12 protein-coding genes are annotated in these 13,514 nt (G+C 70.7%); 3 read left to right on the top strand and 9 right to left on the bottom strand.

Annotated elements, in window-relative coordinates; genetic code table 11:
- Window positions 1–355: 355 nt before the first annotated feature.
- From ACIRPP_RS31450 to thyX, 3 genes are all read right to left on the bottom strand, one after another.
- Window positions 356–2,041, bottom strand: coding sequence for a ribonuclease J (locus ACIRPP_RS31450; RefSeq protein WP_403650029.1), 1,686 nt, complete (start codon window positions 2,039–2,041; stop codon window positions 356–358).
- A 153-nt stretch (window positions 2,042–2,194) separates the two neighbouring features.
- On the bottom strand, window positions 2,195–3,094 hold the full coding sequence (gene dapA, locus ACIRPP_RS31445) for a 4-hydroxy-tetrahydrodipicolinate synthase (RefSeq protein WP_403650026.1): 900 nt from the start codon (window positions 3,092–3,094) through the stop codon (window positions 2,195–2,197).
- A gap of 238 nt (window positions 3,095–3,332) precedes the next feature.
- The gene (thyX, locus tag ACIRPP_RS31440; RefSeq protein WP_403650023.1) at window positions 3,333–4,100 is read right to left on the bottom strand and encodes an FAD-dependent thymidylate synthase; all 768 of its coding nucleotides are present in this window, start codon (window positions 4,098–4,100) and stop codon (window positions 3,333–3,335) included.
- A gap of 186 nt (window positions 4,101–4,286) precedes the next feature.
- Here thyX and ACIRPP_RS31435 point away from each other — a divergent pair, with 186 nt between their 5' ends.
- Window positions 4,287–4,526, top strand: coding sequence for a hypothetical protein (locus tag ACIRPP_RS31435; protein ID WP_403650021.1), 240 nt, complete (start codon window positions 4,287–4,289; stop codon window positions 4,524–4,526).
- Between the two features lie 111 nt (window positions 4,527–4,637).
- On the top strand, window positions 4,638–5,192 hold the full coding sequence (locus tag ACIRPP_RS31430; RefSeq protein WP_403650018.1) for a hypothetical protein: 555 nt from the start codon (window positions 4,638–4,640) through the stop codon (window positions 5,190–5,192).
- Window positions 5,193–5,276: 84 nt separating this feature from the next.
- Here the strand turns inward: ACIRPP_RS31430 and ACIRPP_RS31425 are convergent, their stop codons facing one another.
- The 5 genes from ACIRPP_RS31425 to rpsO all read right to left on the bottom strand — a co-directional run bounded on the left by ACIRPP_RS31425 (window position 5,277) and on the right by rpsO (window position 10,761).
- Window positions 5,277–5,720: a hypothetical protein gene (locus tag ACIRPP_RS31425; protein WP_164338362.1), complete on the bottom strand. Its 444-nt coding sequence runs from the start codon at window positions 5,718–5,720 to the stop codon at window positions 5,277–5,279.
- A 15-nt stretch (window positions 5,721–5,735) separates the two neighbouring features.
- Window positions 5,736–6,488, bottom strand: a complete 753-nt coding sequence (gene dapB, locus ACIRPP_RS31420) for a 4-hydroxy-tetrahydrodipicolinate reductase (RefSeq protein WP_403650015.1) — start codon at window positions 6,486–6,488, stop codon at window positions 5,736–5,738.
- Window positions 6,489–6,513: 25 nt separating this feature from the next.
- Window positions 6,514–7,893, bottom strand: coding sequence for a M16 family metallopeptidase (locus tag ACIRPP_RS31415; RefSeq protein ID WP_403650012.1), 1,380 nt, complete (start codon window positions 7,891–7,893; stop codon window positions 6,514–6,516).
- A complete protein-coding gene (locus ACIRPP_RS31410) occupies window positions 7,890–10,115 on the bottom strand; it encodes a polyribonucleotide nucleotidyltransferase (protein ID WP_192231623.1) in 2,226 nt (741 codons plus the stop codon). The genes ACIRPP_RS31415 and ACIRPP_RS31410 overlap by 4 nt, the downstream gene beginning before the upstream one ends.
- Before the next feature lie 358 nt (window positions 10,116–10,473).
- Complete coding sequence (rpsO, locus tag ACIRPP_RS31405; protein WP_403650008.1) at window positions 10,474–10,761, bottom strand: 30S ribosomal protein S15; 288 nt, start codon at window positions 10,759–10,761, stop codon at window positions 10,474–10,476.
- Between the two features lie 281 nt (window positions 10,762–11,042).
- Here rpsO and ACIRPP_RS31400 point away from each other — a divergent pair, with 281 nt between their 5' ends.
- The gene (locus ACIRPP_RS31400; protein WP_164338357.1) at window positions 11,043–11,324 is read left to right on the top strand and encodes a DUF397 domain-containing protein; all 282 of its coding nucleotides are present in this window, start codon (window positions 11,043–11,045) and stop codon (window positions 11,322–11,324) included.
- 442 nt (window positions 11,325–11,766) lie between these two features.
- Here the strand turns inward: ACIRPP_RS31400 and eccD are convergent, their stop codons facing one another.
- On the bottom strand, window positions 11,767–13,278 hold the full coding sequence (eccD, locus tag ACIRPP_RS31395) for a type VII secretion integral membrane protein EccD (protein WP_403650032.1): 1,512 nt from the start codon (window positions 13,276–13,278) through the stop codon (window positions 11,767–11,769).
- Between the last annotated feature and the right edge of the window lie 236 nt (window positions 13,279–13,514).

Genomic DNA, 13,514 nt, shown 5'->3' with positions numbered 1-13,514 from the left:
ACTTTTGGCACGCTGTTGAGTTCTCAAGGAACGGACGCTTCCTTCGTACTCACCCTCTCGGGCTTTCCTCCGGGCGCTTCCCTTCGGTGTTTCCGTTTCCGACTCTATCAGACCTTTTCGATCCGATTTCCTCAGTGCTTTCCAGGTCGACGCTTTTCGCGTTTCCCTTTCCGGCGGACCCGACTTTATCAGATGTTCTCGGTCGGATTTTCCACCCCGCCAGGGACTGGCACCGACGCGCGGAGCAGTCGGGTTCCCGATCGGGGGGAGCTGTAAACGTACTGGAGCGGGGCGCCCCGATGCAAATCGAGGCGCCCCGCTCCGTGTTGGCGCGTGCGCGTCGGCCGACGGACCGTCAGACCTCCACCACGACGGGGAGGATCATCGGACGGCGCCGGTAGGTGTCCGACACCCACTTGCCCAGCGTGCGCCGCACCAGCTGCTGCATCTGGTGGGGTTCGACCACGCCGTCCTGGGCCGAGCGTTCCAGCACCTCCGTGATCTTGGGGATCACCGCGCCGAAGGCCGAGTCCTCGATACCGGAACCGCGGGCCTGGACGTGCGGGCCGCCGGTGATCTTGCCGGTGGAGGAGTCGATGACCACGAAGACGGAGATGATGCCCTCGTCACCGAGGATCTTGCGATCCTTCAGGGCGGGCTCGCCGACGTCGCCGACGGAGAGGCCGTCGACGTAGACGTAGCCGGCCTGCACCTTGCCGGAGATCTTCGCCTTGCCTTCGACGAGGTCGACGACCACGCCGTCCTCGGCGATGACGATCCGGTCGTGCGGGACACCGGTGAGGGCGCCCAGCTCGGCGTTGGCCCGCAGGTGGCGCCACTCGCCGTGCACCGGCATGAGGTTCCGCGGGCGGCAGATGTTGTAGAAGTACAGCAGCTCGCCGGCCGAGGCGTGCCCCGAGACGTGCACCTTGGCGTTGCCCTTGTGGACGACGTTGGCGCCCCAGCGGGTCAGGCCGTTGATCACGCGGTAGACGGCGTTCTCGTTGCCGGGGATGAGGGACGACGCGAGGATCACCGTGTCGCCCTCGACGATGCGGATCTGGTGGTCCCGGTTGGCCATGCGCGACAGCGCGGCCATCGGCTCGCCCTGGGAACCGGTGCAGACCAGGACCACCTCGTGGTCGGGCAGGTCGTCCAGGGTCTTGACGTCCACGACGAGGCCCGGCGGCACCTTCAGGTAGCCGAGATCGCGGGCGATGCCCATGTTGCGCACCATGGAGCGGCCGACGAAGGCGACTCTGCGGCCGTACTCGTGCGCCGCGTCGAGGATCTGCTGGATGCGGTGCACGTGACTGGCGAAGCTGGCCACGATGATCCGCTTGCGGGCGTTGGCGAAGACCTGGCGCAGGACGTTGGAGATGTCCCGCTCGGGCGGGACGAATCCCGGCACCTCGGCGTTCGTCGAGTCGGACAGGAGGAGGTCGATGCCCTCCTCGCTGAGCCGGGCGAAGGCGTGCAGGTCCGTGAGCCGGTTGTCCAAGGGCAGCTGGTCCATCTTGAAGTCGCCAGTGTGGACCACCATGCCCGCGGGGGTGCGGACGGCGACGGCCAGCGCGTCCGGGATGGAGTGGTTGACCGCGACGAACTCGCAGTCGAAGGGGCCGATGCGCTCGCGGTGCCCCTCGGCCACCTGCAGGGTGTAGGGGCGGATGCGGTGCTCCTGCAGCTTCGCCTCGATGAGGGCGAGGGTCAGCTTGGAGCCGATCAGCGGGATGTCCGGCTTCTCCCGGAGGAGGAAGGGGACGCCGCCGATGTGGTCCTCGTGGCCGTGCGTGAGGACGATGCCCTCGATGTCGTCGAGGCGGTCACGGATGGACGAGAAGTCCGGAAGGATCAGGTCGATTCCGGGCTGCTCCTCCTCGGGGAAGAGCACTCCGCAGTCGACGATCAGCAGGCGGCCGCCGTACTCGAGAACGGTCATGTTCCGGCCGATCTCGCCGAGGCCGCCGAGCGGGGTGACGCGCAGGCCGCCCTCGGGCAGCGGCGGGGGCGGAGCCAGTTCAGGATGCGGATGACTCAAAAGACTCTCCTCAACCACACGCGCCACGTACCGGTGGGCACGTGGCGCGCATGACGTTCGTGCAGAAGCAATTGTCGTTGTGGGGTGCGGGCACCGGTGGCCCGCCTATTCAGTTGTGAAGTCCATGCGCGCGCGATCGCGCGAAGCCCGTTGTCAGAGCTGTACCCCGCCGGCGGCAAGATCGATCTTGAGCTGCTCGATCTCTTCCGGCGCGCACCCGACCATCGGGGCGCGCAGGGGTCCGCCGGGCAGTCCCTGCAGGGCGAGCGCCGCCTTGGTGGTCATCACGCCCTGGGTGCGGAAGACGCCCGTGTAGACGGGGAGCAGCTTCTGGTGGATCTCGGTGGCCTTCTGGACGTCTCCGGAGGTGTATGCATCGACCAGGGCACGCAGCTCGGGGGTGACGAGGTGGCCGACGACCGAGACGAACCCGACCGCGCCCACGGAGAGCAGCGGGAGGTTCAGCATGTCGTCGCCGGAGTACCAGGCGAGGCCGGAGCGCGCGATGGCCCAGCTCGCGCGGCCGAGGTCTCCCTTGGCGTCCTTGTTGGCGACGATCCGGGGGTGCTCGGCGAGGCGGACGAGCGTCTCGGTGTTGATCGGGACGCCGCTGCGGCCGGGGATGTCGTAGAGCATCACCGGCAGCTCGGTGGTGTCGGCGATGGCCGTGAAGTGCCGGAGCAGGCCCTCCTGCGGGGGCTTGTTGTAGTACGGGGTGACGACCAGCAGGGCGTGGGCGCCGACGCGCTCGGCGGTGCGGGCCAGCGCGATGCTGTGGCGGGTGTCGTTGGTGCCGACTCCGGCCACGACGTGCGCGCGGTCGCCGACCGCCTCCAGGACCGCCCGTACGAGGTCGGCTTTCTCCGCATCGCTGGTGGTGGGCGACTCGCCGGTGGTGCCGTTGATGATCAGGCCGTCGTTGCCTGCGTCCACCAGGTGGGTGGCGAGTCGCTGGGCGCCGTCGAGGTCGAGTGCGCCGTCCGCCGTGAAGGGCGTGACCATGGCGGTGAGGACCCGCCCGAAGGGGGTCTGCGGAGTGGAGGTCGGTGCCATGGGCTACACGCTACTCGTTGCTCAGGTCGGGGTCTGCCCTCGGGGGAGGCGACAACGCGGGACAAAGGCGGATCCCGGCACTGCCTGCTCGGGGGTTCAGGCAGTACCGGGTCCGTTCGATCAGGCTAGATGAACTTCGCGAAACGCCGCAATCCGGACACTTCGTAGGGCTGAACCGCACATCTGTGCCTGGCGCGGAAATTCACCGCGCCTGCACGCGGAATCCCACCGTTCCCCTTTACGGGGCGACACGTCCGTTGGCGTTGAAGGCGGCATGGGTGAGCGGCATCAGACGGGCCCACTCGGCCTCCAGCCGCTCGCCGACCATCTCGATCTCGCGCTGCGGGAAGGAGGGGACCTTGGCCAGCTCGTGCTGGGTGCGCAGACCCAGGAAGTGCATCAGTGAACGGGCGTTGCAGGTGGCGTACATCGAGGAGTACAGGCCGACCGGCAGCGTGGCACGGGCGACCTCGCGGGCGACGCCCTCGGCCAGCAGCTTCTGGTACGCGGCGTACGCCTGCTGGTAGGTCTCCGTCAGGACGCGCTGCACGGTGGCGTGCTGGTCGGGCGTGCCCTCGACGAAGACGTACTTGCCCGGGCGTCCCTCCTGGACCAGCTTGCGCGAGGCGTCGGGCACGTAGAAGACGGGCTCCAGCTCGCGGTAGCGCCCCGACTCCTCGTTGTACGACCAGCCCACCCGGTGCCGCATGAATTCGCGGAAGACGAAGATCGGCGCGCTGATCAGGAAGGTCATCGAGTTGTGCTCGAACGGGCTGCCGTGCCGGTCCCGCATGAGGTAGTTGATCAGGCCCTTGGAGCGCTCGGGGTCCTTCTGCAGTTCCCCGATCGACTGCTCGCCGAGAGTCGAGACGCGGGCGGCGAAGAGTACGTCGGCGTCCGAGGCGCTGGACTTGACCAGCTCGACCGTGACGTCGCTCCGCAGGGCGACATCTGCGTGCGGGGTCGGCTGGGGATCGTCGGCGGGGCTCAAGAGGGTCCTTCCCATCAGGTCTGGCGGCGGCGCCCGGGGCTGGCGCGCGGCGCCCACTTTACGGGGCGTCCGGCCGGGGGCGGCAGGCGCCCGACTCGTTCCGGCCCTGGGAACTTTGTGCGTCCGGGCACCTTTTGGGGCGTCCGTTCGTATGAAGGGGTAACAGCAGTTTCGTTCGACCCGAAGGGAGACACACACCCGATGCTCGGTCGGCGTGAACCCGTGCCGTTCGCCTTCCTCGCCGAGGCCGACAGATTCCGTAGCAATGTCACTCCCCCGCCCCGTGAGCGGGCGTCCGCCGCTCAGATCGCCGGACGCTGGCTGCTGGGGCTGACCGTCACCGCCGGACTCGTGGGGTCCCTCGTCATCGGGACGCCGGCGCTGACCCCCGACACCTCGGGTCCGGGGACCGAGCAGTCGCAGGCGTCCGAGAGACGCTGAACCGCCGGACGCGCCGCCCCGGCGCCGTCCGGACCCCGATGGTGGTGACTCACCCCACAGCTCGGTAGCCTCACCGGCACTGCCCCCGCATGGATCGAGTGAGGACCAGCCGTGCCCCTGCCCTTCCTGACGGCCGACCGTGCCTTCGACACGGCGGACGACGTCGCGCTTCCGTACGACGACCGTGACCTCTGGCGGCGCCCGTACCGTCCGGGACCGTGGCGGGTGGGGGCGGCGGCGGTCGTGCTGCTGCTGGCGTCGTTCGTGCTGTTCGCCGCGGTGATCATCGCGGCGACCGCGTCGATGTCGTCGGCGGGCGTGGTGTTCGCGCTCGCGCTGGCCGGCATCGCCTGCGCACTGCGCCTGCTGCGGATGGGCGTGTGGGTGAGCGCCCGGGGGCTGCGGCACGTGGTGTTCTGGACCACGCGGACCACGCCCTGGGCGCAGGTCGCCTCGGTGCGCACCGTGCAGCAGCCGGTGCGCTGGCTGGGGCTGCCGCGGACGGTGCAGGGGCAGGCCCTGCTGCTGGTCCGGCAGGGCCGCTCCGCCGAGCCCGCGGTGCCGCTGCTGACCACGCACAACGCGGACTTCCTGGGACGCGAGCCGGCCTTCGACCGGGCGGCGGACGCGGTGGAGGTCTGGACGGACGAGTACCGGCCGGGCTGAGCCCCTCGGTCCGACGCGCTCGGGGCCCGGTCCGGATGCGGACCGGGACCCGAGCGCGTGTGCGTCCGGTGTGCGGGGGTGGCGTCAGGGAGACGCCTTGCGCAGGCTGATCGCCCGCTGCATCGCCTTGCGGGCGCGCGGGGTGTCACGGGCGTCGTGGTAGGCGACGGCCAGGCGGAACCAGGTGCGCCAGTCGTCGGGGGCATCCTCCGTCTCGGCCTTGCGCCGGGCGAAGACCTCGTCGGCGGAGTCACGGTCCACCCGGCCGCTGGGCAGCCGCTTCAGGTCGTCGACGGGCAGTCCGCCCTCGGCGTCGAGTTCGGCGGCGAGCCGGTTGGCGTCGCGCACGAACTGGGTGTTCTTCCACAGGAACCACACGCCGATGACCGGCAGGACCAGCACCGCGACGCCCAGGGTGACGGTCAGCAGGGTGCCGGCCCGGATGAGCAGCACGCCGCGGCTGCCGACCAGGACGAAGTAGACGACCAGGACGGCGGCCGTGAGGGCGTAGGAGATCTTCGCGCGCATGGGGTGGGTCCGGGCTCAGTTCAGGTCGAGGAAGTGCTCCAGGCCGAAGGTCAGGCCCGGAGTGGACACCACGCGGCGGGTGCCGAGGAGGATGCCCGGCATGAAGCTGCTGTGGTGCAGGGAGTCGTGACGGACGGTGAGGGTCTCGCCCTCGCCACCGAGCAGGACCTCCTGGTGGGCGAGGAGCCCGCGCAGCCGCACGGAGTGCACCGGCACGCCGTCCACGTCGGCGCCGCGGGCGCCGTCCAGGGCGGTGACGGTGGCGTCCGGGGCGGGGGCGGTGCCGGCCGTCCGGCGGGCCTCGGCGATGAGCTGTGCGGTGCGCGCGGCGGTCCCGCTGGGGGCGTCCACCTTGTTCGGGTGGTGGAGTTCGACGACCTCGACGGACTCGAAGTAGGGCGCCGCGATCTGGGCGAACTTCATGGTGAGGACGGCGCCGATGGAGAAGTTGGGCGCGATGAGCACACCCGTCTCCGGGAACTGGTCGAGCCAGCCCTTCAGCTGCGCGAGGCGCTCGTCGGTCCAGCCGGTGGTGCCGACGACGGCGTGAATGCCGTGCCGCACGCAGAAGTCCAGGTTGCCCATCACGGACGCGGGCGTGGTCAGTTCCACGACGACCTGGGCGTCCGCTTCGACGAGGGTCTCCAGCTTGTCGCCGCTGCCGAGGGCGGCCACCAGCTCCATGTCCTCGGCGGCCTCGACCGCCCGTACCGCCTCGGACCCGATGCGGCCCTTGGCTCCGAGGACCGCCACGCGCAGCTTGCTCATGTTCGTTGCTTCCTTACGGGAGGGGTCAGGCGACGGCGTCGTGCAGCCGGGACGCCTGCTTGTCCTTGAGCGGGCCGATGACCGACAGGGAGGGCCGTCGTCCCAGGATGTCGCGGGCGACGGCGCGGACGTCGTCCGGGGTGACCGAGGCTATCCGGGAGAGCATGTCGTCGACCGACATCTGCTCGCCCCAGCACAGCTCGCTCTTGCCGATACGGTTCATCAGCGCGCCGGTGTCCTCCAGGCCGAGGACGGTGGAACCCCTCAGCTGGCCGATGGCGCGTTCGATCTCCTCGTCGGGCAGACCGTGCTCGGCGACCTGGTCGAGCTCGTCGCGGCAGATCTTCAGCACGTCGTGCACCTGGGAGGGCCTGCAGCCCGCGTACACGCCGAACAGGCCGCAGTCGGCGAAGCCGGAGGTGTACGAGTACACGCTGTAGGCCAGGCCGCGCTTCTCGCGGACCTCCTGGAACAGGCGGGAGGACATGCCGCCGCCGAGGGCGGTGTTGAGCACGCCGAGTGCCCAGCGGCGGTCGTCGGTGCGGGCCAGGCCGGGCATGCCGAGGACGATGTGGGCCTGCTCGGTCCTGCGGTCGAGGAGTTCGACCCGGCCGGCGGTGCGCAGGGCGCGCTGTCCGCCGCGCGGGGCGATCGGTGTGGCCGCGGGGTCCGTGAGCGCGCCGGCCCGTTCGAAGGCGGTCCGGACCTGGCGGACGACCGTGGCGTGGTCGATGTTGCCGGCGCAGGCGACGACCAGGTGGGTGGGGTCGTAGTGCTTGCGGTAGAAGCGGCGGATGCGGTCGGCGGTGAGCGCGTTGACCGTGTCGACGGTGCCGAGGACGGGGCGGCCGAGGGGGTTGTCGCCGAACATGGTGTGCGCGAACAGGTCGTGCACGCAGTCGCCGGGGTCGTCCTCGGTCATGGCGATCTCTTCGAGGATGGCGCCGCGTTCGACGTCGACGTCCTCCTCGCGGATCAGTGAGCCGGTGAGCATGTCGCACACCACGTCGATGGCGAGCGGCAGGTCGGTGTCGAGCACGCGCGCGTAGTAGCACGTGTACTCCTTGGCGGTGAACGCGTTCATCTCGCCGCCGACCGCGTCCAGGGCGGCGGAGATGTCCAGCGCGGACCGCCGGGAGGTGCCCTTGAAGAGCAGGTGCTCCAGGTAGTGGGTCGCGCCGTTCAGCGCCGGGGTCTCGTCGCGGGAGCCGACGTGCGCCCAGATACCGAAGGTGGCGGAGCGGACCGAGGGCAGGATCTCGGTGACGATGCGCAGGCCGCCGGGGAGGGTGGTCCTGCGGACGGTGCCGGTGCCGTTGTCGCCCTTGATCAGGGTTCGGGTACGGGCGACGGCCCGCGCCTCCGGAGAGGTGCGGGCCGTCGCCTCGAAGCCAGGGGACGTCACTTGTCGGCGTCGTCCTTCTTCTCGTCGGAGCCGTTGTCGGACTCGCCCTCGATGACGGGGATCAGGGAGAGCTTGCCGCGGGAGTCGATCTCGGCGATCTCGACCTGGACCTTCTGGCCCACGCCGAGCACGTCCTCGACGTTCTCCACGCGCTTGCCGCCGGCCAGCTTGCGGATCTGCGAGATGTGCAGCAGGCCGTCCTTGCCGGGCAGCAGGGAGACGAAGGCACCGAAGGTGGTGGTCTTCACGACCGTGCCCAGGTAGCGCTCGCCGACCTCGGGCATCGTCGGGTTGGCGATGCCGTTGATCGTGGCGCGGGCGGCCTCGGCGGCCGGGCCGTCGGCGGCACCGATGTAGATGGTGCCGTCGTCCTCGATGGTGATCTCGGCGCCGGTGTCCTCCTGGATCTGGTTGATCATCTTGCCCTTCGGGCCGATGACCTCACCGATCTTGTCGACCGGGATCTTCACGGTGATGATCCGCGGCGCGTTCGGGGACATCTCGTCCGGCGTGTCGATCGCTTCCATCATCACGTCGAGGATGTGGAGGCGGGCGTCACGGGCCTGCTTGAGAGCGGCGGCCAGGACGGAGGCCGGGATGCCGTCCAGCTTGGTGTCGAGCTGGAGGGCGGTCACGAACTCCTTGGTGCCGGCGACCTTGAAGTCCATGTCGCCGAAGGCGTCCTCCGCACCGAGGATGTCGGTGAGGGCGACGTAGTGCGTCTCGCCGTTGATCTCCTGGGAGATCAGGCCCATGGCGATACCGGCGACCGGGGCCTTGAGCGGCACACCGGCGTTCAGCAGCGACATGGTGGAGGCGCAGACCGAGCCCATGGACGTCGAGCCGTTGGAACCGAGGGCCTCGGAGACCTGACGGATCGCGTAGGGGAACTCCTCGCGCGTCGGCAGCACCGGCACGATGGCGCGCTCGGCGAGGGCGCCGTGGCCGATCTCGCGGCGCTTCGGGGAGCCGACGCGGCCGGTCTCGCCGACGGAGTAGGGCGGGAAGTTGTAGTTGTGCATGTAGCGCTTGCGGGTCACCGGGGAGAGGGTGTCCAGCTGCTGCTCCATGCGCAGCATGTTGAGGGTGGTGACGCCCAGGATCTGGGTCTCGCCACGCTCGAACAGCGCCGAGCCGTGCACCCGCGGGATGGCCTCGACCTCGGCGGCCAGGGTGCGGATGTCGGTGACACCGCGGCCGTCGATGCGCTTCTTCTCCTTGATGACGCGCTCGCGGACCAGGGACTTGGTCAGCGCGCGGTACGCGGCGGAGATCTCCTTCTCGCGGCCCTCGAACTCCGGCAGGAGCTTCTCGGCGGCGAGGGACTTCACGCGGTCGAGCTCGGCCTCGCGCTCCTGCTTGCCGGCGATGGTGAGCGCCTGGGCGAGCTCGGGCTTGACGGCGGCGGTCAGCGCCTCGAGGACGTCGTCCTGGTAGTCCAGGAAGATCGGGAACTCGCCGGTCGGCTTGGCGGCCTTCGCGGCGAGGTCGGCCTGCGCCTTGCAGAGCACCTTGATGAAGGGCTTCGCGGCGTCCAGACCGGCCGCGACGATCTCCTCGGTGGGGGCCTCGGCACCGCCCTCGACCAGCTTGACGGTCTTTTCGGTGGCCTCGGCCTCGACCATCATGATCGCGACGTCGCCGTCCTCCAGGACGCGGCCCGCGACGACCATGTCGAAGACGGCGTCCTCGAGCTCGGTGTGCGTCGGGAAGGCCACCCACTGGCCGCGGATCAGCGCGACGCGGACGCCGCCGATCGGGCCGGAGAAGGGCAGGCCGGCCAGCTGCGTGGACGCGGAGGCGGCGTTGATGGCCACCACGTCGTACAGGTGGTCGGGGTTGAGCGCCATGATCGTGGCGACGACCTGGATCTCGTTGCGCAGGCCCTTCTTGAAGGACGGGCGCAGCGGGCGGTCGATGAGGCGGCAGGTGAGGATGGCGTCCTCGGAGGGACGGCCCTCACGGCGGAAGAACGAGCCGGGGATCCGGCCCGCCGCGTACATCCGCTCCTCGACGTCCACCGTGAGCGGGAAGAAGTCGAGCTGGTCCTTGGGGTTCTTGGAAGCGGTGGTGGCCGACAGCACCATGGTGTCGTCGTCCAGGTAGGCCACAGCGGAACCGGCGGCCTGGCGGGCCAGGCGACCGGTCTCGAAGCGGATGGTGCGGGTGCCGAAGGAGCCGTTGTCGATGACGGCTTCGGCGTAGTGGGTCTCGTTCTCCACCAGCGGTTTCTCCGTTACTTGTCGTCTTTTCGTCCCTCCGCGCCCGTGTGGCGTGGGGGACGTTGGCGGAGAAGCGCTCCGTCTGGTGCGGGCCGGTCTTCGATCGAAGCACCCGGGTTCGCATTGCCCGGGGGCCACTACCGAGGACCGGCGGCGGCGAGGTGCGCTTCTCCCCGTTCGTCGTGACGCCCCGAGGGGCGTCCAGTGATGACCGCACAGCCGGTGCGGTACGGCTCATCACGGTGAGTCGTTCCTATGGCGTTGTGTTACCACACTACAAAGGGGTGGTGACACTCCGCACGTACAGCAAAGGGAGCGGTCCCCGTTCCTTCAGGGAACCGCTCCCCACCACGGCGTCCTACTTGGCGCCCGCCGCACCGCGACGGATGCCGAGGCGGTCGACCAGCACACGGAAGCGTGCGATGTCCTTCTTGGCCAGGTACTGCAGCAGCCGGCGGCGCTGACCGACCAGGATCAGCAGACCACGACGGGAGTGGTGGTCGTGCTTGTGGGTCTTGAGGTGCTCCGTCAGGTCGGAGATCCGACGGGAGAGCAGAGCGACCTGGACCTCGGGGGAGCCGGTGTCGCCCTCCTTGGTGCTGAACTCGGAGATGATCTGCTTCTTCGTAGCGGCGTCGAGCGACACGCGTACTCCTCATAGTCTGTGAGTGGCCACCGAGTGCCCCCGGTCTTCGTCTCGGGGGATCTTCCATGACTCGGAAGGCGGGGATCCGCTGGGCGCGGCCTCCAGAGCGGCGCTCCGGGGGTGCGTACACAAACGGCCGTCGGCCAGCCTACCAGGCGGTGGCCGGGCTCCTTCCCCCGCTCCGGAGAACCGCCCTGGCCGGCGGGCCGCGGCCACTAGGGTGAGCGCCGCACCGTTGGAAACGTCCGGAGCACGGGACAGTCGGGAAGGGGTCGCTGCGCATGGCGGAGACGGCTGAGGAGATCAGGGCGCGCAAGGAGCGGGAGAAGGACGAGCTGTACGGGCTCGACATCTCCGGCGTCGAGTGGCACAGCGCGCCGGGCACCGAGGAACACGAGGAGCGGGTCGAGATCGCCTACCTGCCCGGTGGCGCGGTGGCCATGCGGTCGTCCCTCGACCCGGACACCGTGCTCCGGTACACGGAGGCGGAGTGGCGGGCGTTCGTGCTGGGTGCCCGGGACGGGGAGTTCGACCTGGAGCCGGCGGGCCCCGAGGCGGAGTGACGGGCGGGGCCGCGTGCCCCGCGTGCGCGGCGTGCGCGGGGGGCGCTGGGGGCGCTGGGCGTGCGGGGAGCGTGCACGGGAAGTGGCCCGCGCGGACCTGTGACCGATCGCGCGGAGCGCCCTGAGGGCGGCGTCGCTGGCGAGTCGGCCGGCGGCCACCGCGGCGGCGCCGGCCCCGCGCGGACCTGTGACCGATCGTGCGGAGCAGCGGCCCGAGCGGGCACGCGCGGGGCGCTGGGGCTCTCCGGGCGGGCGCACGTGTGTGCCCGACGGCCACTGTGTGCCCGACGGTCACTGTGTGCCCGACGGTCACTGTGTGGCCGTCGGACCGGGCGGCCGCCCGCGCGGGAGCCTGTTCGGGCGGGCGGTCGGGTGCCGTTCCGGCGAGTGGTCGGGCGCCGTTCCGGCGGGCGGTCGAGGACCGTGCCCGCGGCCGGTGCCGTCAGCCGGTCATGGACCGCACGGACTGGTAGACCTCGAAGACGGCGAGCGCGAGCGGCACCAGGGTGAGCAGGACGAACCCCTCGGCGATCTCCAGGAAGCGGCCCCAGAACGGCGTGAGCCCGCTGCGCGAGGCCGTCAGCCCGATCGAGGTGATGATCGCCGCCGCCAGGGCGATGGCCGCGACCAACCAGATCGTACGGATGTCGAGGCCGGCCCGGTCCCCGGCGAGCGCGTCCCGGATCAGGGCGTGCGGCGGGTTGAGCGCCAGGCCGAGCCCGAGCGCCACCAGGGACCCGAGGCCGGCCGCCAGCAGACCGGCGACCTGAGCGGTGTAGCGGAACAGCTGCGCCCGCATCAGCAGCGCGATGCCGGTGGCCAGGGCCAGCAGCCGGGCCCACACGTCGTCCGAGAAGCCGAGCACCAGCGCGGAGCCGACCGCGAGCAGCGCGCAGCCGCCGACCAGGCCGACGAGCAGTTCGTGGCCGCGCCGGGCCTGCGCGGCGATGCGTTCGGCGTCGACCGGTTCCTGCGGCTCGGGCTCGGCACCGTACGCGGTGCGCTGCGCGGTGTTGGGCGCGTCGAAGCCGATGGGCAGCCGTGCGAAACGCATGGACATGCCCGGCAGGAAGGCCAGCGCGCCGACCGCGAGGGGCGCGCACAGGGCGGCGATCTCGGACGGGGTCCAGTGGCCGAGGAGCGCCACGAAGGTGGCGGTCAGGGCGAGTCCGGAGGCGACCGCGAAGGCGACGAAGGGTCCGTCGCCGCGCGGGGAGCAGAGAGTGAGGACCACCGAGGCCACCAGGACCGCCGCGCAGGCCAGCAGGAACTGGAGCTTGCCGATGCCCTGCCCCTCGGACAGCGACAGCAGGCCGGAACCGGCCACGCCCATGTTCGGCAGCGCGCCGAGACCCAGCGCGACGCCGGCGGCCCGGTCGTCGTAGACGCGGGCGCGGACACAGCCGAGGACGACGAGGAGCACTCCGGCGACGCCCGCGAGGATGCCGGGCAGGCCGTGCATGTCGTGCCGCGGGTCGGCGGTCCCAGCGACGAAGGCGAGCAGGGCGAGCAGCACCCCGCCGCCGGTCAGGCCCGCCGCGCGCGTGAGGTCGTCCCGCCACAGGGAGCGGTCGCGGGTCACGGCGGAGGCGACCGCCTCGGACACGTCGTCGAAGACGGCCGGCGGCAGCGATTCCGCGAAGGGGCGCAGGGTGAGCAGTTCACCGTCGAGGATGCGCTGCGCGGCGAAGGAGCGGGAGCTGTCGAGGACGGTCCCGTCCCGCCGCACCAGGTGGTAGCCGACCGGGGCGCCCTCGGCGGCGGTCTGCCGGGCCAGGCGCAGGATCTCGGGATAGACGTCGGCGACCGGTACGTCGTCGGGCAGGGCCACGTCGATCCGGCTGTCGGGGGCGACGATGGTGACCCGGCAGAAGCCGAGTCCCTGCGCCGCCCGCGGCGGAGCCGTGCCCTGTCCCGGTCCTCCCGGGCCGGTGGCCGTCGTCGAGGCCGTCATGCTCACCTGCTGTTCCCCCTCGGTCCTGCGTCGGTGTTCGCGATGTGCGCAATGTGCGCGATGTGAAGGGCTTGTGACATCTTCCGTCGGCGCCACCGCCTGCCGTGGAGCGGCCGGTTCGGCCACCGGACGGCACAAGCGGAGGCCATCCGGCCGGGCCCGGCGTTCCGCACCGTGCCGGATCTCATGGAATGCCCCATATCTCCGGCCGGGTTCAGGTGTGCTGACGCGAACAT

The organism is Streptomyces sp. NPDC101219 (genome assembly GCF_044767675.1).
GTDB lineage: Bacteria > Actinomycetota > Actinomycetes > Streptomycetales > Streptomycetaceae > Streptomyces.
This window is presented reverse-complemented; position numbering and strand designations above follow the sequence as displayed.

Coding starts and splice junctions, on each gene's coding strand:
- dapA (WP_403650026.1), bottom strand. CDS start 3,094: ATGGCACCGACCTCCACTCCGCAGACCCCCTTCGGGCGGGTCCTCACC.
- thyX (WP_403650023.1), bottom strand. CDS start 4,100: ATGGGAAGGACCCTCTTGAGCCCCGCCGACGATCCCCAGCCGACCCCG.
- ACIRPP_RS31435 (WP_403650021.1), top strand. CDS start 4,287: ATGCTCGGTCGGCGTGAACCCGTGCCGTTCGCCTTCCTCGCCGAGGCC.
- ACIRPP_RS31425 (WP_164338362.1), bottom strand. CDS start 5,720: ATGCGCGCGAAGATCTCCTACGCCCTCACGGCCGCCGTCCTGGTCGTC.
- dapB (WP_403650015.1), bottom strand. CDS start 6,488: ATGAGCAAGCTGCGCGTGGCGGTCCTCGGAGCCAAGGGCCGCATCGGG.
- ACIRPP_RS31400 (WP_164338357.1), top strand. CDS start 11,043: ATGGCGGAGACGGCTGAGGAGATCAGGGCGCGCAAGGAGCGGGAGAAG.
- eccD (WP_403650032.1), bottom strand. CDS start 13,278: ATGACGGCCTCGACGACGGCCACCGGCCCGGGAGGACCGGGACAGGGC.